The sequence below is a fragment of the Sorangium sp. So ce296 genome, from assembly GCF_051529605.1.
Lineage (GTDB): Bacteria > Myxococcota_A > Polyangia > Polyangiales > Polyangiaceae > Sorangium > Sorangium cellulosum_D.
In genome coordinates, this window is the sequence record NZ_CP150325.1 from 3,530,825 (window position 1) to 3,556,433 (window position 25,609).

Annotated in this window: 21 protein-coding genes; 12 read left to right on the forward strand and 9 right to left on the reverse strand. The window is 73.1% G+C overall.

The genetic code is table 11. From position 1 onward, the window contains the following. Nucleotides 1-2 precede the first annotated feature (2 nt). The 4 genes from WME98_RS13245 to nusB all read left to right on the forward strand — a co-directional run bounded on the left by WME98_RS13245 (nucleotide 3) and on the right by nusB (nucleotide 3,029). Nucleotides 3-746, forward strand: coding sequence for a riboflavin synthase (locus tag WME98_RS13245; RefSeq protein ID WP_437951642.1), 744 nt, complete (start codon nucleotides 3-5; stop codon nucleotides 744-746). A 37-nt stretch (nucleotides 747-783) separates the two neighbouring features. Further along, entirely contained in the window at nucleotides 784-1,971 is a 1,188-nt protein-coding gene (gene ribB, locus WME98_RS13250; protein WP_437568784.1) for a 3,4-dihydroxy-2-butanone-4-phosphate synthase, read from the forward strand. A gap of 109 nt (nucleotides 1,972-2,080) precedes the next feature. Next, entirely contained in the window at nucleotides 2,081-2,590 is a 510-nt protein-coding gene (gene ribH / locus WME98_RS13255) for a 6,7-dimethyl-8-ribityllumazine synthase (RefSeq protein WP_437951643.1), read from the forward strand. Between the two features lie 16 nt (nucleotides 2,591-2,606). Next, nucleotides 2,607-3,029: a transcription antitermination factor NusB gene (gene nusB / locus WME98_RS13260; protein ID WP_437951644.1), complete on the forward strand. Its 423-nt coding sequence runs from the start codon at nucleotides 2,607-2,609 to the stop codon at nucleotides 3,027-3,029. 41 nt (nucleotides 3,030-3,070) lie between these two features. Here nusB and WME98_RS13265 read toward each other — a convergent pair whose 3' ends face one another. The 4 genes from WME98_RS13265 to WME98_RS13280 all read right to left on the reverse strand — a co-directional run bounded on the left by WME98_RS13265 (nucleotide 3,071) and on the right by WME98_RS13280 (nucleotide 9,683). After that, nucleotides 3,071-5,530 carry an endonuclease MutS2 gene (locus WME98_RS13265; RefSeq protein ID WP_437951645.1) on the reverse strand — a complete coding sequence of 820 codons (2,460 nt, stop codon included), beginning with the start codon at nucleotides 5,528-5,530 and terminating at the stop codon, nucleotides 3,071-3,073. Further along, the gene (locus tag WME98_RS13270; RefSeq protein WP_437951646.1) at nucleotides 5,530-7,476 is read right to left on the reverse strand and encodes a sigma 54-interacting transcriptional regulator; all 1,947 of its coding nucleotides are present in this window, start codon (nucleotides 7,474-7,476) and stop codon (nucleotides 5,530-5,532) included. The genes WME98_RS13265 and WME98_RS13270 overlap by 1 nt, the downstream gene beginning before the upstream one ends. A gap of 50 nt (nucleotides 7,477-7,526) precedes the next feature. Next, nucleotides 7,527-8,591 (reverse strand): hypothetical protein, encoded by a 1,065-nt coding sequence (locus WME98_RS13275; RefSeq protein WP_437951647.1) that lies wholly within the window; start codon nucleotides 8,589-8,591, stop codon nucleotides 7,527-7,529. A 93-nt stretch (nucleotides 8,592-8,684) separates the two neighbouring features. Continuing rightward, nucleotides 8,685-9,683 carry an NAD(P)H-dependent glycerol-3-phosphate dehydrogenase gene (locus tag WME98_RS13280; protein ID WP_437951648.1) on the reverse strand — a complete coding sequence of 333 codons (999 nt, stop codon included), beginning with the start codon at nucleotides 9,681-9,683 and terminating at the stop codon, nucleotides 8,685-8,687. A gap of 118 nt (nucleotides 9,684-9,801) precedes the next feature. Here WME98_RS13280 and WME98_RS13285 point away from each other — a divergent pair, with 118 nt between their 5' ends. From WME98_RS13285 to WME98_RS13300, 4 genes are all read left to right on the forward strand, one after another. Next, nucleotides 9,802-10,875, forward strand: coding sequence for a hypothetical protein (locus WME98_RS13285; protein ID WP_437951649.1), 1,074 nt, complete (start codon nucleotides 9,802-9,804; stop codon nucleotides 10,873-10,875). A 235-nt stretch (nucleotides 10,876-11,110) separates the two neighbouring features. Beyond that, nucleotides 11,111-12,565, forward strand: coding sequence for a signal peptidase I (gene lepB, locus WME98_RS13290; RefSeq protein ID WP_437333672.1), 1,455 nt, complete (start codon nucleotides 11,111-11,113; stop codon nucleotides 12,563-12,565). Between the two features lie 114 nt (nucleotides 12,566-12,679). Beyond that, nucleotides 12,680-13,354, forward strand: a complete 675-nt coding sequence (locus WME98_RS13295) for a hypothetical protein (protein WP_437951650.1) — start codon at nucleotides 12,680-12,682, stop codon at nucleotides 13,352-13,354. Nucleotides 13,355-13,490: 136 nt separating this feature from the next. Next, nucleotides 13,491-14,660 (forward strand): zinc-binding dehydrogenase, encoded by a 1,170-nt coding sequence (locus tag WME98_RS13300; protein ID WP_061624923.1) that lies wholly within the window; start codon nucleotides 13,491-13,493, stop codon nucleotides 14,658-14,660. A 5-nt stretch (nucleotides 14,661-14,665) separates the two neighbouring features. On the opposite strand, the gene kbl is transcribed toward WME98_RS13300, so the two are convergent. Further along, the gene (gene kbl, locus WME98_RS13305) at nucleotides 14,666-15,856 is read right to left on the reverse strand and encodes a glycine C-acetyltransferase (RefSeq protein WP_437951651.1); all 1,191 of its coding nucleotides are present in this window, start codon (nucleotides 15,854-15,856) and stop codon (nucleotides 14,666-14,668) included. 289 nt (nucleotides 15,857-16,145) lie between these two features. Between kbl and WME98_RS13310 the strand changes: the two genes are divergently transcribed. Continuing rightward, a complete protein-coding gene (locus tag WME98_RS13310) occupies nucleotides 16,146-17,219 on the forward strand; it encodes a hypothetical protein (RefSeq protein WP_437951652.1) in 1,074 nt (357 codons plus the stop codon). Nucleotides 17,220-17,251: 32 nt separating this feature from the next. Beyond that, a complete protein-coding gene (locus tag WME98_RS13315; protein WP_437951653.1) occupies nucleotides 17,252-18,664 on the forward strand; it encodes a DUF4331 domain-containing protein in 1,413 nt (470 codons plus the stop codon). A 44-nt stretch (nucleotides 18,665-18,708) separates the two neighbouring features. On the opposite strand, the gene WME98_RS13320 is transcribed toward WME98_RS13315, so the two are convergent. Continuing rightward, a complete protein-coding gene (locus tag WME98_RS13320) occupies nucleotides 18,709-19,467 on the reverse strand; it encodes a hypothetical protein (protein ID WP_437951654.1) in 759 nt (252 codons plus the stop codon). 179 nt (nucleotides 19,468-19,646) lie between these two features. Between WME98_RS13320 and WME98_RS13325 the strand changes: the two genes are divergently transcribed. After that, nucleotides 19,647-21,044 (forward strand): hypothetical protein, encoded by a 1,398-nt coding sequence (locus WME98_RS13325; RefSeq protein ID WP_437951655.1) that lies wholly within the window; start codon nucleotides 19,647-19,649, stop codon nucleotides 21,042-21,044. Between the two features lie 50 nt (nucleotides 21,045-21,094). Here WME98_RS13325 and WME98_RS13330 read toward each other — a convergent pair whose 3' ends face one another. Then, the gene (locus tag WME98_RS13330; protein ID WP_061623865.1) at nucleotides 21,095-21,556 is read right to left on the reverse strand and encodes a hypothetical protein; all 462 of its coding nucleotides are present in this window, start codon (nucleotides 21,554-21,556) and stop codon (nucleotides 21,095-21,097) included. 14 nt (nucleotides 21,557-21,570) lie between these two features. Here WME98_RS13330 and WME98_RS13335 point away from each other — a divergent pair, with 14 nt between their 5' ends. After that, entirely contained in the window at nucleotides 21,571-22,635 is a 1,065-nt protein-coding gene (locus tag WME98_RS13335; RefSeq protein ID WP_061623866.1) for an endonuclease/exonuclease/phosphatase family protein, read from the forward strand. A 42-nt stretch (nucleotides 22,636-22,677) separates the two neighbouring features. Here WME98_RS13335 and WME98_RS13340 read toward each other — a convergent pair whose 3' ends face one another. Beyond that, on the reverse strand, nucleotides 22,678-23,400 hold the full coding sequence (locus WME98_RS13340; protein WP_437951656.1) for a hypothetical protein: 723 nt from the start codon (nucleotides 23,398-23,400) through the stop codon (nucleotides 22,678-22,680). Nucleotides 23,401-23,609: 209 nt separating this feature from the next. Further along, a complete protein-coding gene (locus WME98_RS13345) occupies nucleotides 23,610-24,635 on the reverse strand; it encodes a polysaccharide deacetylase family protein (RefSeq protein WP_061623868.1) in 1,026 nt (341 codons plus the stop codon). Between the last annotated feature and the right edge of the window lie 974 nt (nucleotides 24,636-25,609).

Genomic DNA, 25,609 nt, shown 5'->3' on the forward strand with positions numbered 1-25,609 from the left:
CGATGTTCACCGGGCTTGTCGAGACGATCGGGGTCCTCCGCCGCCGGAGCGGCGGCGCCGTGGCCCGCGCGCTGATCGAGGCGAGCCTCGGGCCGCTGACGCTCGGCGAGTCGGTGAGCGTGAACGGCGCCTGCCTCACCGTCGATCGCATCGCGCCCGGCGGGTTCGAGTGCGACATGTCCTCCGAGACCCTCGGCCGCACCACGCTCGGCGCGCTCTCGGTCGGCGCGCGCGTCCACCTCGAGCGGGCGACGCCGCTCGGCACCCGCATGGGCGGGCACGTGGTGCTGGGCCACGTCGACGGGATCGGCCGCGTCGTCGAGCAGTCGCGCGCCGGCGACGCGCTCCGCATGCGGGTGAGCGCCCCGACCGATCTCGCGCCGTTCCTCGCTCCCAAGGGCTCGATCGCCGTCGACGGCGCGAGCCTCACGCTCAACGCCGTGTCCACGCCGGGCTCCGCGGAGACGTGGTTCGACGTGATGCTGGTGCCGCACACCATCGGCCGGACTCTCCTCGGCGAGCTCCGCCCCGGCGCGGCCGTCAACCTTGAAGTTGACGTGCTCGCGCGCTACGTGGCGCGGACGCTCCAGGTCGTGTCGATCGCCGGCCTGCAGAGCCTCTCGAGCAGGGACGCGCGCGAGGGCGATGCCTCTGCCGAGCGCGGCGAAGAGCGTGGAAATACGGGAGAGAATGCGGATCACGATGAACGACTCCTCGCAAAGCTGCGCGCGGGGGGATTCTGGTGAGGCCCTGTCAGCCTCGAGCGGCAAGCTCGACCACGACATGACCTCCGGGGGTCCGATGCCTCACCGGCTGACCATCGACAAGGCGGTCCTCGACCGCGTGAACACCGCGCTGGACCACATCCGCGCGGGCAAGATGGTGATCCTCGTCGACGACGAGGACCGCGAGAACGAGGGCGACCTCTGCATGGCGGCGGAGGCGGTGACCCCCGAGGCGATCAACTTCATGGCGATGCACGGGCGCGGCCTCATCTGCCTCGCCCTCGACGAGGAGCAGGTCGCGCGCCTCGAGCTGCCGATGATGTCGGCGCCCGGGCGCAACGGGCCGCCGCTCGGCACCGCCTTCACCGTGAGCATCGAGGCGCGCACCGGGGTGACGACCGGGATCAGCGCCGCCGATCGGGCGCACACGATCCGGGTCGCGAGCGCGCGCGACGCGAGGCCCGAGGATCTCGTCACGCCGGGGCACGTGTTCCCGCTGAAGGCGCGCCGCGGGGGCGTGCTCGTGCGGACGGGCCAGACCGAGGGGTCCGTGGACCTCGCGCGGCTCGCCGGGCTGCGGCCGGCGGGCGTGATCTGCGAGATCATGAACGACGACGGCAGCATGGCCCGCATGCCGGACCTCGAGGTGTTCGCCGCGAAGCACGGCCTCCTGATCGTGACGGTCGCGGACCTCATCCAGTACCGGCTCCAGACGGAGCGGCTGGTCCGGCGCGTGAGCGACCGGACGCTGCGGCTCGACCTCACGGGCACCGAGTGGACCGCGTACGTCTACGAGGTGATCAACGAGCAGCGGCAGTTCCTCGCGCTCACGAAGGGCGTGGTCGCGACGCAGGAGCCGATCCTCTGCCGCGTGCACTCCGGCTCGACCGTCGCGGACCTCTTCAGCTCGACGCCCTTCGACGGCGGCTCGAACCTGCGCGAGGCGCTGCTCGCGATCGAGGGCGCCGGCGTCGGCGTGGTCGTCTACATCCCGTCGCGAGGGGATCTGGGCCGCGAGCTGGAGCAGCTGAAGGGCCCCGGCCCCGACGAGAGCGCCCCCATCGTGCGGGCGCAGCAGCCGTCGACGCTGCGGGAGTTCGGCCTCGGCGCGCAGGTCCTGGCGGACCTCGGGGTGCACCAGATCCGGCTCCTCACGAACAGCCAGCCGAAGATCGTCGGGATCACCGGGTTCGGGCTCACCGTGACCGAGCGGGTGCCGCTCGTGTCGATGAAGGGGGAGGCCTGACGCGCGAGGTGCGCTGGCGCGCCGGGTCGCGCGGAGAGCAGGGGCGCTCGGACGAGGATCGCGAGCGCGAAGGCCGCGCGCCGAGCGCGGCGAGAGAGAGGAACGGCGGATGGCAGATCAAGCGATCGGGCAGGCACAGGCGAGGGTGATCGAAGGCAACCTGGTGGTCCCGCCGGGGGCGCGCATCGCGGTCGTGGCGAGCCGCTTCAACCACTTCATCGTCGACCGCCTGGTCGAGGGCGCGCTCGACGCCATCGCGCGGCACGGCGGCGCGCTCGAGCGGACCTCCATCGTGCGCGTCCCGGGCGCGTGGGAGACGCCAACCGTCGTGGGGCGGCTCGCGCACAAGAAGAGCGTCGACGCGATCATCACCCTGGGCGCCGTGATCCGGGGCTCGACGCCGCATTTCGACTACGTGGCGGCCGAGGTCACGAAGGGGATCGCGACGGTGTCGCTCCAGACCGGGGTGCCGGTCGCGTTCGGGGTCCTCACGACCGACTCGATCGAGCAGGCGATCGAGCGCGCCGGCACGAAGCATGGCAATAAGGGCTGGGAGGCCGCGGTCAGCGCGATCGAGATGCTCTCGCTCGGCGCGTCGCTGGACGCCGCCGGCCTGTAGACGAAGGTTCTGAGCGATGGGTGCGCGTTCGACCGGCCGCGAGGCGGCCTTGCAGATGCTGTTCGCGTTGGAGGCCGGCGGGAACCCGGCGTCCCGCGTCGTCGCGACGTTCTGGCGCGAGACGCCGGGGGATCCGGAGGGGCGCGCCTACGCGGACGAGGTGGTGCACGGCGTCGCCAAGGACCTCGCGGCCGTGGACGAGGCGATCCGCAAGGCGAGCACGAACTGGCGCCTCGAGCGGATGGCGCGGGTCGACCGCAACGTGCTCCGCCTCGGCGCGTGGGAGCTCATGAAGCACCAGGAGGTGCCGCGCGCGGTCATCCTCGACGAGGCGGTCGAGCTCGCGAAGCGCTACGGCAGCGAGGAGAGCGGCGCCTTCGTGAACGGCGTGCTCGATCGGGTCGCCGAGAACCTCGGCCGCATCGACCGGGATCGCTGAGCGCCGCGGCCCGCCGAGCGCCGCGGCGACGGCCGCTCACCTCACCACTTCAGCCACGCGACCGTCACGCCGTCGCCGCCCTCGCTGGGGCCGCCCGGGCGGATGCGCGCCACGTAGGGGCTCCCGCGCAGCGCCTCGCGGACGGCGTCGCGCAGGGCGCCCGTGCCGTGCCCGTGGACGAAGAACGTGACCCGGCGGCCCGCGCCGAGCGAGCGATCGAGGAACTGCTCGGCCATCGCGACCGCCTCGTGCGCGCGCAGGCCGCGGAGATCCACGGTGTTGTCCGCCGTCTGGATCGGCACGTCGGGATCCGCCGCCGCGTCCAGGTCGACGCGGCGCTGGGGCGGCGCCGCGGCCGCCGGCTGCGCGCCGGCGCCGCGCAGCTCGGCGATCGAGGTCGTGAGCTTGAGCGCGCCGGCGGCGACCCGCAGCTGGCCGCCCGAGAGGACCTCGACCACCTCGGCCTCGGCCCGCAGGCGAGGCACGTAGACGCGCGCGCCGACGCGGATGGCCGCCGGATCGACCGCCGGCCGCGCCGGCGGCTCGTCCTTCGGGCGGAGCTCGAGCTCGCCGCCGATCGACGTCTTCTGCCCCACCGCATCCATCGCGCGCGCGGCCGCCCGCAGGTCCTCCTCGGTGGGCTTGCCGCGCAGCCGCGACTGCGCCGCCTTGAGGTCCTCGCGCGCGCGCCGCAGGCTGGCGAGCAGCGCCTCCCCCTCCCGCGTGATCACCCCGCGCTCCTTGTCCCGGAGCCGCTCGATCTCGCTCTCCAGCTCGCGCCGCTTCGCCCGGGAGGCGGCCGCCTCGCGCTCGGCGTCCTCGCGCGCGAGCTCGAGCGCGCGGCGCTCGGCGGAGAGCTTCTCGACCATCTGCTCGAAGGTGACCGCCTCCGTCGTGAGGAAGCGCTCGGCCCGCTCGAGCACGGTGCCCGGGATGCCGAACCGACGCGCGACGGCGAGCGCGCTCGAGGCGCCGGGCACGCCGACGACGAGCCGGAAGGTCGGGCTCATGGTGGCGAGATCGAAGCCGACCGAGGCGTTCTCGAAGCGCTGATCGCCGAGCGCGAGCGCCTTGAGGCCCTCGTAGTGCGTGGTGCAGACGACGGTGCCGCCGCGCGCGCAGAGCGAGTCGAGCACGGCCGCGGCGAGCGCCTCGCCCTCGCGCGGATCGGTGCCGCCGGCGAGCTCGTCGAGCAGGACGAGCGCGCCGGGGCGCGTCTCGCCGAGGATGCGCCCGAGGTTCTTCACGTGGGCGCTGAAGGTCGACAGGTTCTTGTGGAGGTTCTGGTCGTCGCCGACGTCGGTCAGCACGACGTCGAAGAGCGCGACCCGCGAGCCCTCCCGCGCCGCGACCGGCAGGCCCGCGCGGACCATCAGCGCCGCGAGGCCGAGCGTCTTCAGGGCCACCGTCTTGCCGCCGGCGTTCGGCCCGGAGACGATCATCGCGCGGCCCGCGCTCATCGAGAGATCGCTCGGCACCACCTTCACGCCGTCGAGCGCGAGCAGCGGATGGCGGCCGCCGACGAGCTCGATGGAGGTCGGCCGCGCCGCGGCCTCGGTGGCGCCGCGATCCACGGCGAACGCGCCCTCGGGGACGTCCGGGAAGGTGAGGTCGAGGTCCTTCGCGAGCCGCGCGGCGGCGGCGCGCACGTCGGCGTGGGCGAGCGCGCGGGCGGCGGCGGCGACGCTCTCGATGTCCTCGGCCACGCGGGCGGTGAGCGCCGCGTAGATCGCCTGCTCCTCGCGCGCGACCTCGGCGTCGACCATCTTCATCCGGTTGCCAGTCTCGACGAGCACCCGGGGCTCGACGAACACGGTGGCGCCGCTCGCGCTGGTCGCGTGGACGATGCCGGGGAAGCGCTCGTGCGCGTCGGACCGCACCGGGAGCACGTAGCGCCCGTCGCGCTCGGTCCAGTAGCGGTCCTGGAGGATGTCCTCGTGTTTGTTGATGAGGTCCTCCAGGCGGCGGACGAGCCGCTCGCGCACCGCGCGCCGCTCCGCGCGCAGCGCCTCCAGGCGAGGCGAGGCGCGATCCGAGAGCGTGCCGTCCGGATCGAAGGCCGCGTCGAGCTCGCGCGCGACGGCGTCGAGCTCCGGGTTCGTCGCGCACGCCGCGTAGAGCGCGGGCGCGATCTGGCGCCGGCTCTGCAGGTACTGCCGCGCGGTCCGGGCGGCCTCGAGCAGGCCGAGCACGGCGCGGAGCTCCTCGTTGGCGAGCGACGCGCCGATGCGCGCCCGGTCGAGCGCGTCCTCGAGCTCCGCGACGTCGCGCGCCGGCACCGGCGCCCCGGTCCGGGCGAGCTCGACCGCCTCACGCACCTCCGCGAGCATGGTCATCGCCTCGGCGCGCGTCGACGCGAACGGCAGGGCCCGCGCGAGCCGCTTGCCGGCGCGCGACGCGCAGCGCTCCGCGAGCGCCTCGAGGATGCGGTCCCACTCCAGATCGGCGCGGGTCTTGGTCGGACAGGGGTCTGCGAAGGGCCCTTCGGGGTTGTATTCCATCACGCTTCGGTCGGATCGCGGGCCACGCCGCCGGCCCCGCTCGGCATCGGGTTCTGCTCCTTCTCGAGGTAGCGGAAGATGGTGCGCGGGTCGACGCCGAGGTCGCGGGCCGTCTGCGTGCGGTTGCCGTTGTTGCGCTCGAGCGCCTCCAGCACGTACCGCCGCTGGAACTCCTCCTTGGCCTTCTCGAGCGGCATGATCGCCGTCTCGGCGCCGGGGCCGAGATCGAGGTCCTCCACGGCGAGGAGCGCCTGATCGCAGAGGACCAGCGCCTTCTTGATGCGGTTCTCGAGCTGCCGGATGTTGCCCGGCCAGGAGTACTTCTTGATCGCGGCGAGCGCGGCCGGGCTGAAGCCGCGCACGGGGCTGCCGAGCTCGTCGGCGTACTTCGAGAGCAGGACCTTGGCGATGATCAGCACGTCGTCGCCCCGCTCGCGCAGCGGCGGGAGCCACAGGTTCACGACGTTGAGCCGGTAGTAGAGATCCTCCCGGAAGTTGCCGGCGCGGATCTCGTCCTCGAGGTTCCGGTTGGTGGCGGCGACGATGCGGATGTCGACCTTCTCGGGCTTCGAGTCGCCGACGCGGAAGACCACCCGCTCCTGGAGGGCGCGGAGGAGCTTCACCTGGAGGTTCAGCGGGAGCTCGCCGATCTCGTCGAGGAACAGCGTGCCCTTGTCGGCGACCTGGAACTTGCCCGGGCGGCTGGCGATGGCGCCGGTGAAGGCGCCCTTCACGTGTCCGAAGAGCTCGCTCTCGATGAGGTTCTCGGGGATCGCGCCGCAGTTGATGGTGACGAAGGGGCCGCCCTCGCGCGGGCTGCGCCGGTGCAGCTCCCTCGCGATGAGCTCCTTCCCGGTCCCGGTCTCGCCCGTGATGAGCACGCTGATGTCGGTCGCGGCGACCTTCTGCAGCTTGCGGAAGACCTCGAGCATCGACGGGCAGGCGCCGATGATCTCGCCGAACTTCTTGTCGTGCAGCTCGGCGACGAGCTTGGCCTTGTCGGCGCGGAGGGCGTTCAGGAGCATCGCGTTCTGGAGGATGAGCGAGGCCTGGGACGCGAAGATGCTGAGCAGGTCGAGCTGGGCGCGATCGAAGAGGTGCTTGATCTTGTCGTTGCCGACGTAGAGGGCGCCGATGATCTGGCCCTGCGACAGGAGCGGCGCGCACATCACGCTGGAGAGCTTCATCGCGATGACGCTGTCGCTCCGGCCGAACTGCGTGTCGGCGAGCGCGTCGGAGACGATCACGGGGCGGCCCGAGGAGATGACCTGCCGCACGATGCTGTCCGAGATCCCCCCGGCGGCGTCGGTGATGGCCTCCTTGCGGATGTTGCGCGACGCGCGCACCGCGAGCTTGCGGTCGCCTGCCGCGGACGCCGCGGACGGGGCGCCGCCGCGGACCGCCGTGTCCGCCGCCGCCTCCGCGCCCTCGAGGAGCAGCAGGAAGCCCTTGTCGGCGTGGGTCAGCTCGATGACGTCGTCGAGCATCGCCTCGAGGAGCTCGTCGACGCTGCGCCGGTTGATGAGCTTCTCGCTGAACGCGAACAGCTTGCGGACGCCCGCGAGCTCCGACGAGCCCTGCGCCGGCGCGGGCCGCTCCGCCTCGCCGTCGCACGCGGGGAGCCGCTCCTTCACCGTCGGCGCCTCGGCGAACATCGAAAACCCGAGCTCGACCGAGCCGAGCTGGAGCCGGTCGCCGTGCACCAGCCGCGCGCGCCGCTTCTTCTTGCCGTTGATGGCGATCTCGCCGTCGCGCTCGCACTCCTCGAGCACGAAATCGCGCCCGTCGAACACGATCTGCGCGTGATGCTCCAGCACCCCGGCCCCCGCGACCGCGACGTCGTTTCCGAGCGCCTTGCCGATCGTCGTGACCGGCTTGTGGACGCTGTACAGGAGTGGCGCGCCCTCCGAGGCGAAATACTTCAGGGTCGGCATCGACAGCAGCATAGCAGGCGCGCCGCGGCCCCATGCAGCCGTGTTGGCGTGCGCACCGCGGCTTACCAGAGCTCTCCGATGACGACGGCGCCCATGCCGCCCTGGTAAGGCACCATGCCGCCGCCGAGCACGCGCGCGAACGGGGGATCGCCGCGCTCCTCCGGCTCGTCCAGGGCGACCTCGCCGCGCGGGTCCGGCTTCCCGAGGAACAAGGCGCCCGCCACGATGCCGAGGGTGCCCGCCGCGCCCTGGGCGATGAGGCCGCGGCGCGGGTCGTGGTCGCTGCCGATGTACGCGAAGTAGATGGGCAGCGACACCACCGTGCCGATGCCGAGGCCGCCCCACATCCACGCGAGCTGGTTCCACGAGGGCGTCCAGGCGATCGACACGCCGACGGCGCCCGCGGTCGCGACGTTGAACCCGATCAGCCCCCCGAGCGAGACGCTGTCGTTCGCCTCGCTCCAGCCGCCGTTGCTGGCGGCGGCCCCGAACGCGCTGCCGATGAGGGAGCCCCACACCGCGCCCGAGGCGATGAGCATGTTGGTCTGCGGCTTGGGCCGGAGCAGGTGGTAGAAGCCCCAGCCCAGCGCGCCGCCGACGGTGGAGCCGATCACCTCGGAGGTGGCGAGCCCGAGGAAGCCCCACTCCTCGCCCTTGCGCGCGCTGACGTACTGGTAGGAGGCGACGCCGAGCCCCTCGCCCGCGCCGATCACCATGCCGGTGGCGATCGCGGACGGCATGCCGCGCGGCATCGGCGGCGAGTCGAGGAAGTAGACCCCGACGGGCGCCGCGACGCCGAGGAGCGCGGGCGCGATGAACTGCACGCCGGGATCGTCGATGCCGACGAGCGCGTCGAACCAGATGCCGGTCCCCACGCCGTAAGCCACGGACGTGGCGTAGAGGTAGCCGACCTCGAGCGGCGTCGACTTGGGCTGGCTCTTCGGCGGCGTGTAGGCGTAGCCGCCGTAGGGCGCGCCGTACTGACCTCCATACGGAGCGCCGTACTGGCCCCCGTACGCGCCGCCCTGCTGGCCGTAGGGCGGCGCGCCGTACTGGGCAGAGGCCGTCCAGCTGACGCTCGACATGAGGATCGCGGAGAGGAGACTCACGAGAGGTCGCGTGTGCATCGCGCCGCCACTTTACACGCTCGCGCGCGGCGAGGCGCGCGCGCGGCGCGAGAAAGCGCCTTCCCCCGAGCCGCCCCCGCGCCTCGCTCTTTCTCACTCTCTCGTCAGGGCGCGCGTCATGAGGTCGACGACGGCCTGCGGCGGCGGCTTTCCCTCGTAGAGCATGCGGTACACCTCGACCGTGATCGGCGCGCTCACGCCCAGCTTGTCCGCGAGGTCGTACGCGCTCTTCGCCGTCTTCACCCCCTCGGCGACGTGCCCGAGGCCCTCGAGGATCTCCTCGAGCTTCCGTCCCCTGCCCATCTCGATCCCGACGGTGCGGTTGCGCGACAGCTCGCCCGTGCACGTGAGCACCAGGTCGCCCATCCCGGAGAGCCCCGCCAGCGTGAGCGGGTTCGCCCCCTTCGCCGCCGCCATGCGGCCGATCTCCGCGAGGCCGCGCGTGATGAGCCCGGCGCGCGCGTTGTGGCCGAGGCCGAGGCCGTCGCAGATGCCGGCCGCGATGGCGACGACGTTCTTGAGGGCGCCGCCCACCTCGACGCCCACGACGTCGTCGGACGAGTAGACCCGGAACCGATCCGTCGCGAGCATGCGCTGCACCGCGTGGGTCTCCTGCGGGCCCCTGCCCGCGACCACCACGGTGGTCGGCTGGCCGGCCGCCACCTCCCGCGCGAAGCTCGGGCCCGACAGGTACGACAGCCGCGGCTCGGCCTCGCGCCCGAGCTCGTCGACGAGCACCTCGCTCATCAGCATCAGCGAGTCGTTCTCGATGCCCTTCGTCGCGCTGCAGACGAGCGCGCCCTCCGGGATGTGGGGCCTGGCCTCGCGGACCACCTCCCGCAGCGCGTGCGACGGCACGACCACGACGACGAGCTCCGCGCCGCGGAGCGCGCCCTCGAGATCGCCCGTCGCGCGCAGGCTCCCGGGCAGCTCCACGCCGGGCAGGTAGCGGTGGTTCTGGCGCTCGCGCTCGATGCGCTCGGCCAGCTCCCCCTGGTGCGCCCAGAGCGCGGTGGGGTTGCCCTTGTCCGCCAGCAACTTCGCCAGCGCCGTCCCCCAGGCGCCGGCCCCGATCACTGCGACGTTCGCCATGGAGCGACCCTACCACCACCGGCGCGCCGGGCCGAAAGCGGCGTGCCCCGCGCGCCCGGCTGGGCGGACGCACGCGGCGCGCCGCTCGATCCGCCGGCGTTTCGACTATGCTGCGCCCATGCTCTTCCGCACCGCCGCGCTGCGCGCGCTCGGCCTCGCGCTCTGCCTCTCCGTGCTCGGGACGGTGGGCGGCGCGTGCGGCCAGGGCGCGCTCGGCGTCATGCCGGGCGTCGTCAACGATCCGGGGAACCTGTCGCTCCGCAGGGCGATCCTGTCCTTCGCGACGAGCCAGCTCTGCAGCGAGATGCGGAAGCGGAGCGTGCCGCTGCGCCTCCGCGACGACGATCCCGTGACCGGCCGGTTCTACCCGGGCACCTGCGTCGCCCAGGAGCTCGCGAACGGCAACCTCTTCCTCCAGTTCGGCGGCAGCGGCGTGGTCTGGACGAACCTGACGAAGCGCATGAGCTTCGATGCGAGCGCCGCCGTCGAGTACGATCACGACTTCCTGATGGATGGCGACACGATGTACGTGTACTTCCGTCAGCGGTCGACCACGGCGGCGAGCTTCACGACCAAGCTCATCGAGCAGCCCGCGGCGATCTCGCTCGGCGGCGTGTCCTTGGCCCAGGGCAGCGCGTACGCCAACGCGCTCGGCGCGCAGCTCGTGAAGACCGAGATCGCCCGGGGGTTCACGGTCATCCGCGACGACGACGGCGCCGTGCAGTTCGGCCTCGGCATCATCGAGAAGGGGCAGCGGCCCCAGGCGCCCTACGCGCGGCGCGACAACGGCCGGCTCCTCCTGGCGAACGAGCGCACCGAGGTGCACCAGGGCCAGCGCGATTACATCGGCCCGCTGGAGATCACGGGCAGCGGCGAGGCCATGACGCTCACGGTCGCCGTCGAGGGCGCGCCGGGCGTGGACGTGATCCTCGTGCCCCGGACCGCCGGCGAGCAGTGGCTCCAGGCGTACCTGACGCAGGCCGCGCCGCCGCCGCTCTCCGCGGCGCCCCTGCTCGACGAGCCGGTGTACTCCGGCGCCCCCTGGCGGCGGACGGTGCCGCTGCCCGAGGGGCAGTACTACCTGGTCATCGACAACACGAACGCCGCTGGGCGCACGCAGCCGACGACGTACGCCCGCGACGACCGGGCCGCCCTGGTGAGCTATGCCGTCGAGACGGGGGACGCGCCGTGACGGCGGCGGCGACGCGGACGGGAGCGCGGATGGCGCGGACGCCCACGCCAGCGGCGCGGACGGCGACGTGGCCGGCGACGACGGACCGCTCGCCGCCTGCCGCGCCTGCGCACTTGCCGCGGCGAGGGTCGGCGTATACATAAGCTCTCTCTTGCCGCCGCGCCCCGATGAACAACCCCAGAGCGTACCGTCGGTCGCGGCCAATCGGCCCGCAAGCTCGGAGTTCCGAACCTCGATGAGGGGCAGCTCGAGCTCGGAGCCCCGCGTCAGCGCGGCCAAGCCGACCGGAGGGGCTGACGCGCGCGGGGCCGGCGGCGCCCCTCCGCCGGGCGGCCGGGACGGCCGGGTGCTGCGCTTCCTGTTCCACCTCGTGTGGATCTGCCTCGTGCCGTTCGCGCTCGCGGTCGTGAACGTCTGGCTGCTCACCCCGTCGTCCGAGAGCGGGAGCACCCAGCCGCTCCGCGTCTTCGTCGCCGAGCAGCAGATCCCGGCCGGCATCGTGCTCTTCACGATCTTCGCGATGATCCTCTGGCGGTTCCGCTACGAGCTGCCGTTCGCGTCGGCGATCGGCGTCGGCGGCCGCCGGGACATCCCGCCGAAGGTGCGCGCCCGCTTCGAGGACGCCGCGGCGCTCCTCGAGGAGGCGCACCGGATCCTGCGCAGCCGGAAGCGGGAGGTCGAGCGCGAGCTGACGAGCGGCGAGCGCGAGCAGGTGATGCAGGCGATCGCCGCCCTCGAGCGCGCGATGAGCGCCGAGACGTTCGACGCCGACGAGTTCGACGCCGCCCTCGGCCGCGCCGATCGCACGGTCGGCGAGCACCTCGGCCGCTGGCGCAAGGGCGAGATGCGCGAGTACGCCGAGTCGATCGGCATCGCCGTCGCCGTGGCGCTCATCCTGCGCGCCTTCGTCGTCGAGGCGTTCAAGATCCCGAGCGGCTCGATGATCCCGACCCTCATGGTCGGCGACCACATCTTCGTCAACAAGTTCACCTACGGCCCGCTCATCCCCTGGACCGACCAGCGCCTCTTCCCTCGCCTGCCGCCGTCGCGGGGCGACGTGATGGTGTTCAAGTTCCCGGAGAACAAGGAGCAGGACTTCATCAAGCGGACGATCGCCATCCCGGGCGACACGCTGGAGGCCATCAACGGCCGCCCCATCCTCAACGGCTGGCTCGTCCCCCACTGCCACGTCGGCCCCTACCGCTACGAGGGCCGGCAGGCGGAGCTGTTCGTCGAGTTCCTCGGGGAGAAGTCGTACTTCACGCTCTACGACACGAACCCCGACGAGACGATGTGCGTCGCGAACGACGACTGCACGCCGGGCTCCACGTGCCGGGGCGGCATCTGCGGCATGCTCCAGGGCCCCTTCAAGGTGGCCGCCGACGAGGCGTGGGTGATGGGCGACAACCGCAACAACAGCCACGACTCGCGCAGCTGGCGCGGCGGGCTCGGCGCGGGCGTGCCCTTCGAGAACATCAAGGGGCGCGCGATGTTCGTGTGGATGAGCTTCGGGCCGGGCGGGGGCATCGCGCAGGATCGCCTCTTCGTGAACGTGATGGGCCGCCCGAAGCTCCCCGGCGCGCACGAGGCGACGCTGCAGGAAGGCCTCGACAAGTGCCTGCGCGAGCGGCCTCCCGTCTCCGAGACGACCCCGCCGCCCGCGCCCGCGCGCGGGCAATCCAAGCGCTGAGGCCGCCAAAACAGGCGGGCGTGGGGAGCTGCGCTCCCTGCGGCGCTCGTGTACGTTGCCCCGGCCCTCGGGCCGACGCAGCGCGTCCCCCGGCCCGAGGCGACGGAGGAGACGATGGCACGTGCGGTCGAGATGTGGAGCCTGGCGCTCGCGGGCAGCTTGCTCGCTGGAGCAGGGTGCAGCAGGGAGGAGGCCTCGACGACGAGCGCAGCGACCTCGGCGGTGGCCTCGGCGCCCCCGGTGGCGCCCGCCGCGACGGACCTCGTCGGGTACGTGGCCACGTACCCGACCATGGAGCCCCAGCCCGGGCGCCGGCGCCTTCAGCAGCAGTTCGCTGCGTTCCAGTCGGCGGACGCCAAATCGAAGGAGCTCGCGCGCCTCGACAGCGGGGCGATCGTCGACCTCAAGGCGAGCTACCAGGACTGGATGCTCGTGGCCTTCCAGAGCGGGGGCCAGCCCACGCTGGGCTGGATCGAGCTCAAGGTGAACGACACCCGCGCGACGACCGTGACCGACGCGGAGGCGCGCGCGGCGACGGCGACCCCTGCGCCCAAGACGGCTGACGCGGGGACGACCGGCGGCGGCGACGCGGAGGCGACCGGCTCCGGCACCAACCCCGACGCGGGGACCACCGGCGGCGGCGACGCGGGGGCGACCGGCTCCGGCACCAACCCCGACGCGGGGACCACCGGCGGCGGCGACGCGGGGGCGACCGGCTCCGGCGCCAACCCCGACGCGGGCGCGGCGGACGGCGGCGCGCGGCGCAAGATCATCCTGAAGAGGCCGTAGAGTGCACCGACGAAGTGAGCAGCCCGAGCGCAATTTTCTGATGGGCGCTCGCTCGTTCGCGCGCCACGCTACACGGGCCTGAGGCGCCCGAGCGCCAGCTGCGTGCGCCTCGAACCTCCAGACAGGAGCCTGGTGCATGAGCGACACGATGTGGGCGCTGACGTACAACCGCGAGAAGCAGCCGTGGGAGTCCACCGTCGGGCTGTCGAAGGACGAGGTCGAGCGCCCGGCGATCAACGAGGCGAAGGACTACCACGATCGCGCGAGCGTCCTCGTGAAGCCGATCATGACGGGCTTCTGCGGCTCGGATCGCGGCATCTGGTTCCGCGGCGCGTTCAAGGACATGATCTTCAAGTCGCTCGATCGCGACCGGAAGGCGACGCGCACGATCGGCCACGAGCTGCTCGGCCGGGTCGTCGACCTCGGGACCGACGCGCGGCGGACCTTCGGGCTGGAGATCGGCGACATCGTGTCGACCGAGAGCCACATCGCCTGCGGCGCCTGCTACCAGTGCCGCGTCGGCGACACCCACGTGTGCGCCGACGACAAGATCATCGGGATCAGCGAGGATGGCTGCTTCGCCGAGCTCGTCAAGCTGCCGGCGAAGAACCTGTGGCGCACGGACATCGCGAGGATCCGGCCGGAGGTCGCCGCGGTGCAGGAGCCGTTCGGCAACGCCGTGCACGCGTGCACCAAGGTGAACCTCCGCGGCAAGCGCGTGGCCATCTTCGGCTGCGGCACCATCGGCCTGTTCGCGGTCGCGATCGCGCGCGCGATGGGGGCCATCTACATCATCGGCGTCGAGCCGCTGGAGCGGAACGCCGAGATGGCCCGCCGCCTGGGCGCCGACGTGGTCCTGCGCCCGCACCGGGCGAGCCCCGAGCGGCCCCACGCGAGCGATCCCGAGCTGACGGAGCGGGTGCGCAAGCTGACGGACGGGGTCGGCGTCGACGTCGTGCTCGAGATGAGCGGCGTGAACAGCAGCGTGAACAACGCGATCCACGCGGCGAGGCGCGGGGGCGACGTGATCCTCTTCGGCCTGAAGAGCGGCGACGCGGTGATCGAGAACTTCGATCGCCTCATCGTCGACGGCATCAGCCTCCACAGCGTGATCGGCCGCCGCATGTTCGAGACGTGGCACATCACGCGCCACCTGCTCGAGTCGCGCGATCCGAACATCCACGACCTCATCTGGGAGGTCATCCTGAACCGGGGTCAGGAGACGGTGTTCGATTTCAACGACTACGACCCGGCGGCCTTCCAGGAGGCGATCTCGAACCACCCCAAGGTGATCCTCCGGTACTGAGCCGGTCAGCTCGCGACGCCGAGCTGCCGGCCGACCTTGCGGAAGGCCTCGATCGCCCGATCGATGTGCGCGGGCTCGTGCGCGGCGGAGAGCTGCACCCGGATGCGGGCCTCGCCCTTCGGCACGACGGGGTAGGAGAAGCCGATGACGTAGATGCCCTCGGCGAGGAGCGCCTTCGCCATGTCGTTCGCGAGCCGCGCCTCGCCCAGCATGATGGGCACGATCGGGTGGATGCCCGGCTTGACGGTGAACCCGGCCTGCGTGACCCCCTGCCGGAAGCGGCGCGCGTTCTCCATCACCTGCTGGCGCAGCGAGGGCTCGGCGTCGATGAGGTCGAACACGGCGATCGAGGCGCCGGCGATCGCGGGCGCGAGCGTGTTGGAGAACAGGTACGGCCGCGAGCGCTGCCGGAGCAGGTCGACGATCTCCTGCCGGCCGGTGGTGAAGCCGCCGCTCGCCCCGCCGAGCGCCTTGCCCAGGGTGGAGGTGATCACGTCGACCCGGTGCATGACCCCGCAGAGCTCCGCGGTCCCCCGCCCCGTCTGCCCGATGAACCCGGTCGCGTGCGAGTCGTCGACCATCACCATCGCGCGGTACTTGTCGGCGAGCTCGCAGATGGTATCGAGCTTGGCCAGGTATCCATCCATCGAGAACACGCCGTCGGTGGCGATGAGCCGGAGCCGCTTGCCCTCCGTCTTGCGGAGAATGTCCTCGAGGGCGGCCATGTCCCCGTTCGGGTAGCGGTGCCGCTCGGCCTTGCAGAGGCGGATGCCGTCGATGATCGAGGCGTGGTTCAGCGCGTCCGAGATGACGGCGTCCTCCTCGCCGAGGAGCGTCTCGAACAGGCCGCCGTTCGCGTCGAAGCAGGACGAGTAGAGGATCGCGTCCTCGGTGCCGAAGAAGCGGGCAATCCTGGACTCAAGCCGCCGGTGCAGGTCCTGCGTGCCGCAGATGAAGCGGACGCTGGAGAGGCCGAAGCCGTGCGAGTCGAGCGCCTGCTTCGCCGCGCCGATGACCGCCGGGTGCGACGACAGGCCAAGATAGTTGTTCGCGCAGAAATTGAGGACCTCGGCGCCCCCCTCGGTCCGGATCGCCGGCCCCTGCGGCGTCGCGAGGATCCGCTCTTCCTTGTAGAGACCCGCCGCACGGATGTCCTCCAACGCCCGTGCGTACAATGACCGAGCGACATCGAACATGGATGTCGTTATAAAACGGGGTCCTCAGCGGGTCGACGGGGGAACGCCGTACGGCCGTCCCGCGCGGGGCTGCTCGCCGGCCTGAGCGCCGGCGGGCGACCCCGGACTCGAGAGGCAGGGTGCGCGCGGCTTTGTCGCGCGCGGCGCGGCCGAGGCCTACTCGATCCCAGAGCGCCGTGGCAGAACGGCCGCGTTCGGCGCCGCGCGATCGCCGCGCGGCACGCGTGTCGGCGCGCGCGGACGTGCGCCGCGCGCGCCGGGCGCACGAGCGCCGCCGGGAGGAGCAGGCATGACGGAAGCCAGGGGGGACTTCCGGCGGAGCGCCGGCATGCTGTGCGCCGTCGCGTCGCTGTCGGCCGCCGCGGGCAACCCGGGTTGCAGCCGCGCAGAGGAAGCGCCGGGACGGACCGTCGCGGGCTCCGCCGCGGGCACGGGGGGCGCGGCCGCGGCGAGCGGTACGGGCGGCGGGGGCGGCGCAGGCGGCGGGGGCGGCGATGCGTCCTACGCGATCTCGACGCTCGCTCCGGCGATCGCGTTCGACGCGACGCCGGACGCGGGCGCGGCGTACGTGTACTTCACCGCGATCGACGCGGGCGGCAGGGCCGGCGTCTTCAGGACCCGCGCGCGCGGTGGAGCAGGCTCCACCGAGATCGCGGCCGGACCGCCCTTCGTCGCGCCGCTCGGGATCGCGGCGAGCGCGGACGGCGGCCGGCTCTTCGTGGCCGATCCGGGCGCGGGCGGCGCGGCGCTCGACGACGCGGGCGCCCTCTTCGCGATCGACCTGCCCGGCGGCGCCGTCGCGCCGGTCCGCGGCGGCGAGGGGATGCGCGCGCGCGGCCTGGAGGTCGCCCGGGGCGCGGACGGCGCGGAGCGGATCGTGTTCTCGGGGCGCGATCGCGAGGGCGGCCAGCCCGGCGTGTTCGCCCTGCCGGCGCGCGGCGGCGAGGCCTCCGCGATCGCCACGGGGAGCCCGCTGGTCGATCCGAGCGGGGTCGCCGTCGCCGGCGGGGGCGACGTCTTCGTGTGCGACACCCTCGCGAGCCCCGACCGGACGGCGACGATCTTCCGGATCGAGGACGGCTTCGTGAGCGCGTTCGCGACCGGGCTCCACGTCGGCTATCCGTGCGGGCTCGCGCTGACGCGCGACGACGCGGCGCTGCTCGTGCTCGCGCGCGACGTGGACCGAGGCGCCGACGAGGTCGTGCGGATCGAGGTGGCGTCCGGGGCGCGCTCGGCGACGGCCACCGGCGCCCCGGGCCACGACGAGCCCGGCGGGCTGCACCGGGCGAAGGGCGCCGACGTCTTCGCGTTCGTCGATCACAGGGCCCAGGAGCAGGGATCGGTGTTCCTGCTCGGGCCGTGAGCCGCGGAGGAGCGATGGGAGGACCCGCACGCATGATCCACCGACCGTCGCGCGTCGCCGCCGCCATCGCGGCGTGCGCGGCGCTCAGCGCACCCGGCCTCGCCGCCGCGTCGAGCCACCGCGAGGCGCCGGCGATCGCCGGGGATCCGGCCGCCGACAACACCGATCTCTACGCGTGGGTCGAGGGCGCGAACCTCGTGATCCTCGCGAGCTACATCCCGTTCGAGGAGCCCGCCGGCGGGCCGAATTTCCACGGCTTCTCGGACGACGTGCTCTACGAGGTGCACATCGCCCGCGGGCCGTCGAGCCTTGAGGACGCGCTGACCTACCAGTTCCGGTTCTCCACCACGCCGTACCGGGCGGCCGATCCGGCGGGGCTCACGCCGGCGCCGAGCGGCGGCGACGAGTTCTTCGCGCAGCTCGCCGGCGCGGAGCAGACGTACACGATCACGAAGATCGAGGGCGGAGCGTCGAAGGTCATCCTGGCCGGCGCCCCGGTCGCGCCGCCGAACATCGGGAAGCGGACGAACCAGCTCGCCTACCAGATCACCGGCGGCGGCTACCCTGCCTTCGCGACGTCCTCGAAGTTCCTCAAGCAGATGGCCGGCGGCGAGGGGCGCGCCTGGGCCGGGCCGCGCGACGACGGCTTCTACGCCGACCTCGGCCGCGCGTTCGACCTCGCGGGGCTGTGCCCGCTCCTCGCGGCGCCGAACCCGTCGTGCGCCGGGCGCGACAACCTCGCCGGCTTCAACGTCCACACGCTCGCGCTCGAGATCCCGCTCGCGGTGGCCAACGGCGGGTCGGCGCCGACGCCGGGGGCGAGCGACCGGCAGACGCTCGGCGTCTGGGCCTCCGCGAGCCGCCGCAAGGTGCGGATCCTGCGCGCGAACGGCAAGGAGGACGGCCTGGGCCCGTGGGTGCAGGTGTCGCGGGTCGGCCTGCCGCTCGTCAACACCTGGATCATCGGCCTGCAGGACAAGGACAAGTACAACCGCGCGCACCCGCGCGACGACCTCGCCAACTTCGGCGCGTACTTCCTGAACCCGATCGTGGTGCGCGACGCGGAGTTCGCCGGCCTTTACCGGGCGGGCCAGCCGCTCGCGGGGTTCGATCCCGAGGCGCTGAAGCAGAACCGGACCGACCTCATCGATCTGTTCAACCTGAAGCCTGCGCGCCTCGGGGGGCACAACCTGGAGACGGTCGGCGACGTGCTCCGGATCGATCTGGGCATGCCGTCGGCCTTTCCGAACGGCCGCGCGCTGGTGCCCGGCGCGGATCATGAGCAGACCGACGTCACCGACGCGCTGCTCACGCTCCTGCTGACCGGCGCGCCCGGGACGACGGCGGGCGACGGAGTCGCGGCGAACGACGCGCGGTTCCTGCCGGCGTTCCCGTACCTCGCGACCGCCTGGGAAGGCGCGACGCAGGGGCATTTCCGGCCCTGAGCCGGTAGGCGCGGCGCCGCGCGCCCGTCACGGCGCCGCGCGCGTCACGGCGCCGCGCACGCGCGCCCGGCGCAGCGGCCGCGGCACTCGGGGTGCGCCTCGGCGTAGCGCGTCTGGCGGGTGACCGCGGCCAGCGCGTCGACGGAGAGGCCGCACGGGCCCGCGGCGCGCGGGGCGCGGCAGATGCCCGCGTCGGTGGGTCCGACGCCGTCGCAACGCAGCCCGTCCACGCACTCGAGCGACGACCGGCACCGCGCGCCCTCGCCGAGCGCGCCCCGGACGAGCCCCTCGCACGCCGATGGAACCGGGGCGGTGAGCGGAGCGCCCCAGTCGCACCCCTCGAGCGATCGCGCCATCGCCTCGACGCAGCGGTCGACCGCGTCGGTCGACACGGTCACCGCCTTCGCGCGGAGCGCGAAGCTCAGCGCGCGCGCGCACTCCGCGCCGGCATGGAAGCCCGGACTGCCGCCGCTGCACGCCGCCTTGCGCCGCGCGGGGAGCGCGTGCAGCGCCTCGCACAGCCGCGCCGCGAGCGGATCCGGCGCGCCCTCGGCCTTCGGGTAGACGGGAGAGATCTCGTCGCCGACCGGGGTGTCGGCGGGCGGCGTCGGCGAGGAGCCGCTCGGCGAGGAGCCCGCGTCCGGCGGAGGCGCTGCGGTCGCGCCCGCGTCCGGCGAGGGCGCTGCGCTTGCGCCATCGTCCGGCGAGCTGCGCTGCGCGCGCGCGCAGGCGGCGCCGAGCTGCAGGATCAGCGCCGCGGCGCAGAGCCGCCGCAGGCGGTCGCGATCCGTCGAGACAGGCAATGCGATCCCCTCCGCGCTGCGCGCTGCTGGCCGATCGAGCGATGCGCTGGAGCGGCGAGCTTGCCGGCGCTTACCGGCGAGGCAAGCTCTTTCGCGATCGGATCGAGGTCGCGACGCCGCGGTAAGAGGCGCGGCTCGCCCCGGGCGGAGCTCCAGCGCGAAAGGAGGTCGACGCTCCGATGCTGCGCCGAACGGCTCGCCTCTTCGCCTGCGTTGCCCTGAGCGGGAGCCTCGGTTGCTCCGGGCGATCGCGCGGCGACGCCGTTCCGGCCGGGTCAGCGTCGCCGGCCGCGCCAGCGTCGCCGGCCGCGCCAGCGTCGATCGAGCGCCCTGACGAGGCGCCGGCGCCCTCGAGCCTCGACGCGGCGCGCAGGCTCGCGCTCGCGGCGCCGGCGGGCGCGAGCGCCGCGGATCTCGAGATCGAGGCGCTGTCGCGGCGGCTCGCGAAGGCGCCGGGCGGCGCGGATCTCTGGAGCGCGCTCGGCTTCGCGTGGATCAAGAAGGCGCGCGCCTCCGGCGATCCGTCGCTCTCCCGCCGCGCTCACGCGTGCGCGGAGCTCGCGCTCGCGCAGGCGGAGGGCGATCGCGCGTCGCTCGACCTGCTCGGCCTCGCGCTGCTCCACGACCGCAGGTTCGTCGAGGCGCGCGAGGCCGCCGAGCGGGTCCTCTCGCGGGACGGGGGCGACACGCTCGCGCTCGGGACGCTCAGCGACGCGGAGCTCGGGCTCGGTCACTTCGAGGCGGCGGTCGCGGCGGCGCAGCGGATGGTCGACCTGCGGCCGGGCTTGCCGTCCTACGCGCGGGCCGCGCACCTCCGCTGGCTCCAGGGCGACGCGGCGACCGCGAAGCGGATCATGCGCCTGGCGATCGACGCGGGCGATCCGCGCGAGCCCGAGGCGCTCGCGTGGGCGCTGACGCAGGCGGCCGCGATGTTCTGGCACGAGGGCGACCACGAGGCCGCGGACCGGGGCTTCGAGCGGGCGCTGGCCGTGCAAGGCGAGTATCCGCCGGCGCTGGCCGGCAGAGCGCGCGTCGCGCTGGCCCGCGGCGCGTGGGGCCGCGCCGTCGAGCTACTCGAGCGGGCCCACCGGCAGAGCGCGGAGGCGGAGATCGCGTGGCTGCTCGGCGACGCCAGGGCGGCCGCCGGCGACCACGCCGGCGCGGCGCGGGCCTACGAGAGCGCGGTCGCCGCTGGGCGCCTCTCCGATCGCCGGACCCTCGCGCTGTACTACGCGACCAAGGGCCTGGAGCGCGACGAGGCCGTGCGGCTCGCCGCCGCGGAGCGCGGCGTCCGCGGGGACATCGACACCGAGGACACCCTCGCCTGGGCGCTGTACCGCGCCGGCAGGCTGTCCGAGGCGCGCGCCGCGAGCGACAGGGCGCTAACCCTCGGCACCAGGGACGCGCGCCTGCTCTATCACGCGGGGGCGATCCGGATCGCGCTGGGAGACCTTGAGCAGGGCGAGCGGCTCGTGCGGGCTGCGCTCGATCTGAACCCGAGGTTCGATTGGACGGGAGCCGCGGAGGCCGAGCAGCTCCTCGCGCGGCGGACTTCCATCGGCGGCCCAGCCCGCTGACAGCGCGCCCAGCGCGCGTCAGGCCGAGTCCGATCTCCTCGCCAGCGATCTCAGGTGTCGTATTTCACCGTCGATGGGATCACCAGCGGCGGAGGAGCGATCGCGGGCTGCGACGGCGCCGGAGCGGGCTCATCGGCGGAGCCAGCGCCTGGCTGGCTCTTGGGTGGTTGGCCGTGGAGCTCGCGGAGCCGGGCGGGAGCGGGCTCGACCGCCGTCGGGGCCTCTTCCGTGCCCTCGCCCTCCGCGGTCGCGACCGGGGGTATGCTCACGGCGGGCGGAGGTGGGACGAACATCCTCGGCACCCGGATGGAGCGGGCGATCGACGCGACCTCCGGGAAGCTCGTGGCCATCCGCTCGACAAACGCCGCACGGGCCGCATCATCGGGGGCGCTCGCCGACGCCTTCGCGACCCGCAGCGCCGACCAGAGCTCATAGTACCAGGCGGAGAGGGAGGCATGCGCTTCCAGCAGGTCACGAATGGTATCCTCGGAAACGATGATGTTCTTGCCCATGGGCGAGAGGATACATGACCGAGCGGCGCCTCCCACCTGGTTCGAACGGCACAATCCCTGAGGACTCCGCGCCTGGCGGCCGCTCCGCGGGCGAGGCGCGCGGCGCGAGCCGCGGCGGCGCGGCGGCGGCCGACGGCGCCACGTCGCTCAGGATCATCACCTATAACGTCCGCTACTTCGGGCACGGCACGCGGGGCATCGCCTCGACCAGCGCCGCCATCACCCGGATCGCGACGACGCTGGCGCGGCTCTCCCCGCTGCCCGATCTCGTGTGCCTCCAGGAGGTGGAGACGCAGTCGCTGCGCTCCTCGACGATGAACCCGCGGTGGCACCCGGAGGAGACGCAGCTCGATCGCTTGATGACCGAGCTGCACGCGGCGCTGGCGCACGCAGAGCGGCCCGAGCGCTACGTCGCCTACTACTTCCCCGCGCACACCTACAGGCTCACCTCGCGGACGAACATCTACACGACGGGGCTCGCGGTGATCGCGCGCGACACGTTCCGCATCGGGCACCACAACGCAGAGCGTCCGCACGACATCACCCACCGGCGGAGGGTCAAGAGACTGAAACAGACGCGCATCTGCGCGCATGTGTCGTTCGAGCACGAGAGCGGCCAGACGTTCGATGTGTTCAACACCCACCTCAGCCTGCCGAGCGTGTTCTCGAGGGAGTTCTGGACCGGCGAGGCGCGGATGGGGTTCGGGCCGAACCAGCTCGAGGAGGCGCGCGTGCTCGCCGACTTCGTCCACCGCGAGCGGCGGAGCGACAACTTCGTCGTGGTCGGCGACTTCAACTCGCTGCCGGGCTCGCCGGTCGATCGCTTCCTGCGCGAGGAGATCGGCTTCGTGGACGCGTTCGCCAAGGTCCGCTGCCTCTCCGAGATCGAGGCGCGCGCCTTCCCGACGGCCGGCTTCATGAACCTGCGCATGCACCTCGATCACGTCTACTCGTCCGAGCGCCTCGAGTGGCTCGACTTCGCGGGCACGCACCCGTTCGGTCACAAGGGCGCGTTCGCCGGCCTCTCCGATCACGTCCCGCTGATCGCGCGCTGCCGCCTGCCGGGCACCTCCGGCTGACCGTCGCGCCGCGCAGCGCTGCCGCCCTGGCGCGTCCGGGCGTCACCCCGGCAGCCAGAGCAGGTCGTCCATGATGGGCTCGAGACACGCGGAGATCTGCGGACCGAGATCGCCGCCGCACGCGAGCTTGCCGAAGCAGGCGCGGACCTCCTGCCGGCCACGGCTGTTCATCGCGCCGATCGCGCGCTCGAGCTGCGGGCCGAGCCCCTCCTCGAGGCTCTGCCGGCAGGTGTCGTAGTCGAGGTCTCCGCACCCGGCGATCCGGCCGCAGAGGGCGGCCATGAACGGCGCGAGATCCGACCGCGGCAGCGTGGTGGCCGTCATCGCGTCGGAGCCGCAGCGGCTCACCTCCTCCGCGTAAGCGGCGGTGAAGGGATCGCCCTCGAACCGCCTCAGCGCTGCCAGCGAGCACTCCGAGGTGGCGCGGAGCATCCTCGGCGAGGCCATCGTGGTCATCCGGGTGCATTGCTCGAACTTGGGCCAGCCCTTCGCTTGCTCGGTGGCCCGCTCGTAGAGCTCCTCGAGGTACACGCACCACGCGCGCTGCGCCTCGCGCTGCTCGCGGTGCTCGGGTTGCTCGACGGCCCCCCTCCGCTCCCCTCGCCCGTCGCGCGCCTCGAGCGCGGGCTGCGCGGGCGACTTGGCGGGAGCCGCGTGCGGCGCTGAGCCGCCGCATCCCGAGCCCAGGGCTGCGGAGATCAGCGAGGCCGCGCCGAGCATGGACGAGGCGGCGCGGGAGCTGCGACCACGGATTGTGCCTTTCACGAGAGCCTCCCTTCGTCGGACAGGCTGCGAAGCAGCTTTCCTGGCCATCGAGGCCATGCGCGTGCAGAACCGGCCCAGCGACGGTGCACGTGCACAGCCCAGGCCACGGCCGCGCGGTCGAGGCGGCCGCGAGCGAGCGGGGGCGCTGGGGCAGCGAGGGCGGCGGGCCGGAGAGCGCGGCGGCGGAGCGGCGCGGGGGCTTTGCCCGATCAGCGGCCGGGCCGCTGGCCGATGAGCAGCTTGAGCTTGAAGAGGGCGCCGATCTGCCCGCGGTCCATGGCGATGCGCGGGAAGTTCAGGGGATCGAAGGACGAGAGCGTGCAAAGGCCGGAGTTGTTGGTGAAGCCGATCTCGAACCCGGCCTCCCTGACGGCGCGATGGAACGCGCCGCACAGGCTGTAGCCGACGGGGTACGCGACCGCGTGAACGGCCTCGTTCAACGCGTCGGAGAGGACGCGGCGGGAGCGCGCGAGATCGCGCGTGGCCTCCTCGGGCGACAGGGTCTGGAGGACCCGGTGGCTGTGCGAGTGCGACTGCACGTCCATGCCCGCCCGCCGCAGCGCCGCGATCTGGTGCCAGTCCATGATCGTCCTGGCCGCGATCGCGCGCTCCTCGCAGAGGTCGATCGATACGCCCGTGGAGCGCTCGATCTCGTCCCACAGGCGGCCGATGTCGACGCCGGAGGTGCGCTTGATGGTCTGGCAGACGAGGGTCGCCGCGGCGACCGGGTCGCGCTGCGGTTCGAGCACGAGCGTCGCTGGGTAGGCGAGCTCGACGCGCGCTCGCCGGCATCGGTGCATGAGGAGCGCGACGCGGTCCCACCAGAAGAGGCGCCCCTTGCCGGGGTACTCGGTGGCGACGAAGAACGTGGCCGTGACGCCGGCGCGCTGGAGGAGGGGCAAGGCGACGTCGTGGTTGTCGCGGTAGCCGTCATCGAACGCGACCATGACGGGGTTCGGCGGGAGCTTCCGGCCCTTGGCGAAGCGCCGCACGTCCCGGAGCGACACCACCGTGCAGTGCGCCTTGATGACCGCGAGCTGTTCCTCGAACTCGCGCGCGCTCACCTCGGCGACGCCGGGATCGAGCTCGTCCACGTCGGAGAGCTCGGCGATGCGGTGGTAGGTGAACACGGAGAGCACGGGCAGCCGGAGCTTCGCGCGCAGCCACAGGAAGCGATCCAGGAGCCCGAGGGTGTCGAGCGCGCCGGCGGCCAGCGCGCGACGGCCGTGTGGCATCCCCCTGCGAACCCACGTCAGTGGATGTGCGATGACGTACACGTATGTATTCCAGCACACAAACAGCGTCCGTGCTCGCGTTCCGGAGCGGCTCGGAGGGAGCGGTCCTGCGCGCCGGACGTTGGGCCGCCGAGCGGGAGAGAAAGGTTCGGCGGTGGACGATCCCGCTAGACTGGCGGCGATGTTCGCGACGGACGCGCCTCAACCTCGGTCGGCCGAGGATGCGCCCCAACCTGGGTCGGCTGGGGGGGATGGGCCCCAACCTGGGTCGACCGAGAGCGCGCCTCAACCTGGGTCGGCTGGAGACGGGCCCCAACCTGGATCGGCTGGGGACGGGCCCCAACCTGGGTCGGCTGGGGACGGGCCCCAACCTCGGTCGGCTGACGGCCATCCGTCGAAGCCGCTCTCGCCCCTCGGCACCATCGGCGTTGCCCTCACGACGGCAGCGATCGTGTTTGCGCTGGGCGTCTACGCCGTCGAGACAGGCCTGCCCGGGCTCGCAGAACGCAGCCGGGAGGCTCTCCCGGCGAACATGGCGGCCAGCGGTCCCGCCAGCGTCATCACCGCAGCCTCGAACACCGCAGCCTCGAAGCAAGCAGCCGCCCCCGTGCAGCTGACCGCCCAGCCCCCGCCGAGCGCGACCGAAGCCGCTGCACAGGCCGCACCTCCGCCACCCCCCGCTGCGCCTCCACCCCAGCCCAGCCCCGAGGCGCCACCCCCGCCTCCACCCCAGCCCAGCCCCGAGGCGCCACCCCCGCCTCCACCCCAGCCCAGCCCCGAGGCAGCGCCGGCACCTCCACAGCCGCCGGCCACCCAGGCCGAAGCGAGCGTTCCGCGGAACCCGCGCCGCGGCTACGGCTTCCTCAAGCTCAACTCCTCCCAGAACGCGACCGTGTACGTCACGGGCGTGGCGGTGGGTCCCAGCAATCAGCCCATCGAGGTGCGCTGCGGGCGCTTCTTCGTGCGGCTCGGCG

What these genes read in the sequence shown, in the direction of transcription:
- nusB (WP_437951644.1), top strand. Translation starts at nt 2,607, where the DNA reads ATGGGTGCGCGTTCGACCGGCCGCGAGGCGGCCTTGCAGATGCTGTTC.
- WME98_RS13325 (WP_437951655.1), top strand. Translation starts at nt 19,647, where the DNA reads ATGCTGCGCCGAACGGCTCGCCTCTTCGCCTGCGTTGCCCTGAGCGGG.
- WME98_RS13330 (WP_061623865.1), bottom strand. Translation starts at nt 21,556, where the DNA reads ATGGGCAAGAACATCATCGTTTCCGAGGATACCATTCGTGACCTGCTG.
- WME98_RS13315 (WP_437951653.1), top strand. Translation starts at nt 17,252, where the DNA reads ATGATCCACCGACCGTCGCGCGTCGCCGCCGCCATCGCGGCGTGCGCG.
- WME98_RS13265 (WP_437951645.1), bottom strand. Translation starts at nt 5,530, where the DNA reads ATGGAATACAACCCCGAAGGGCCCTTCGCAGACCCCTGTCCGACCAAG.
- WME98_RS13285 (WP_437951649.1), top strand. Translation starts at nt 9,802, where the DNA reads ATGCTCTTCCGCACCGCCGCGCTGCGCGCGCTCGGCCTCGCGCTCTGC.
- kbl (WP_437951651.1), bottom strand. Translation starts at nt 15,856, where the DNA reads ATGTTCGATGTCGCTCGGTCATTGTACGCACGGGCGTTGGAGGACATC.
- WME98_RS13245 (WP_437951642.1), top strand. Translation starts at nt 3, where the DNA reads ATGTTCACCGGGCTTGTCGAGACGATCGGGGTCCTCCGCCGCCGGAGC.
- lepB (WP_437333672.1), top strand. Translation starts at nt 11,111, where the DNA reads ATGAGGGGCAGCTCGAGCTCGGAGCCCCGCGTCAGCGCGGCCAAGCCG.
- ribB (WP_437568784.1), top strand. Translation starts at nt 784, where the DNA reads ATGACCTCCGGGGGTCCGATGCCTCACCGGCTGACCATCGACAAGGCG.
- WME98_RS13295 (WP_437951650.1), top strand. Translation starts at nt 12,680, where the DNA reads ATGGCACGTGCGGTCGAGATGTGGAGCCTGGCGCTCGCGGGCAGCTTG.
- WME98_RS13275 (WP_437951647.1), bottom strand. Translation starts at nt 8,591, where the DNA reads ATGCACACGCGACCTCTCGTGAGTCTCCTCTCCGCGATCCTCATGTCG.
- WME98_RS13300 (WP_061624923.1), top strand. Translation starts at nt 13,491, where the DNA reads ATGAGCGACACGATGTGGGCGCTGACGTACAACCGCGAGAAGCAGCCG.
- WME98_RS13280 (WP_437951648.1), bottom strand. Translation starts at nt 9,683, where the DNA reads ATGGCGAACGTCGCAGTGATCGGGGCCGGCGCCTGGGGGACGGCGCTG.
- WME98_RS13270 (WP_437951646.1), bottom strand. Translation starts at nt 7,476, where the DNA reads ATGCTGCTGTCGATGCCGACCCTGAAGTATTTCGCCTCGGAGGGCGCG.
- WME98_RS13335 (WP_061623866.1), top strand. Translation starts at nt 21,571, where the DNA reads ATGACCGAGCGGCGCCTCCCACCTGGTTCGAACGGCACAATCCCTGAG.
- WME98_RS13345 (WP_061623868.1), bottom strand. Translation starts at nt 24,635, where the DNA reads ATGCCACACGGCCGTCGCGCGCTGGCCGCCGGCGCGCTCGACACCCTC.
- ribH (WP_437951643.1), top strand. Translation starts at nt 2,081, where the DNA reads ATGGCAGATCAAGCGATCGGGCAGGCACAGGCGAGGGTGATCGAAGGC.
- WME98_RS13310 (WP_437951652.1), top strand. Translation starts at nt 16,146, where the DNA reads ATGACGGAAGCCAGGGGGGACTTCCGGCGGAGCGCCGGCATGCTGTGC.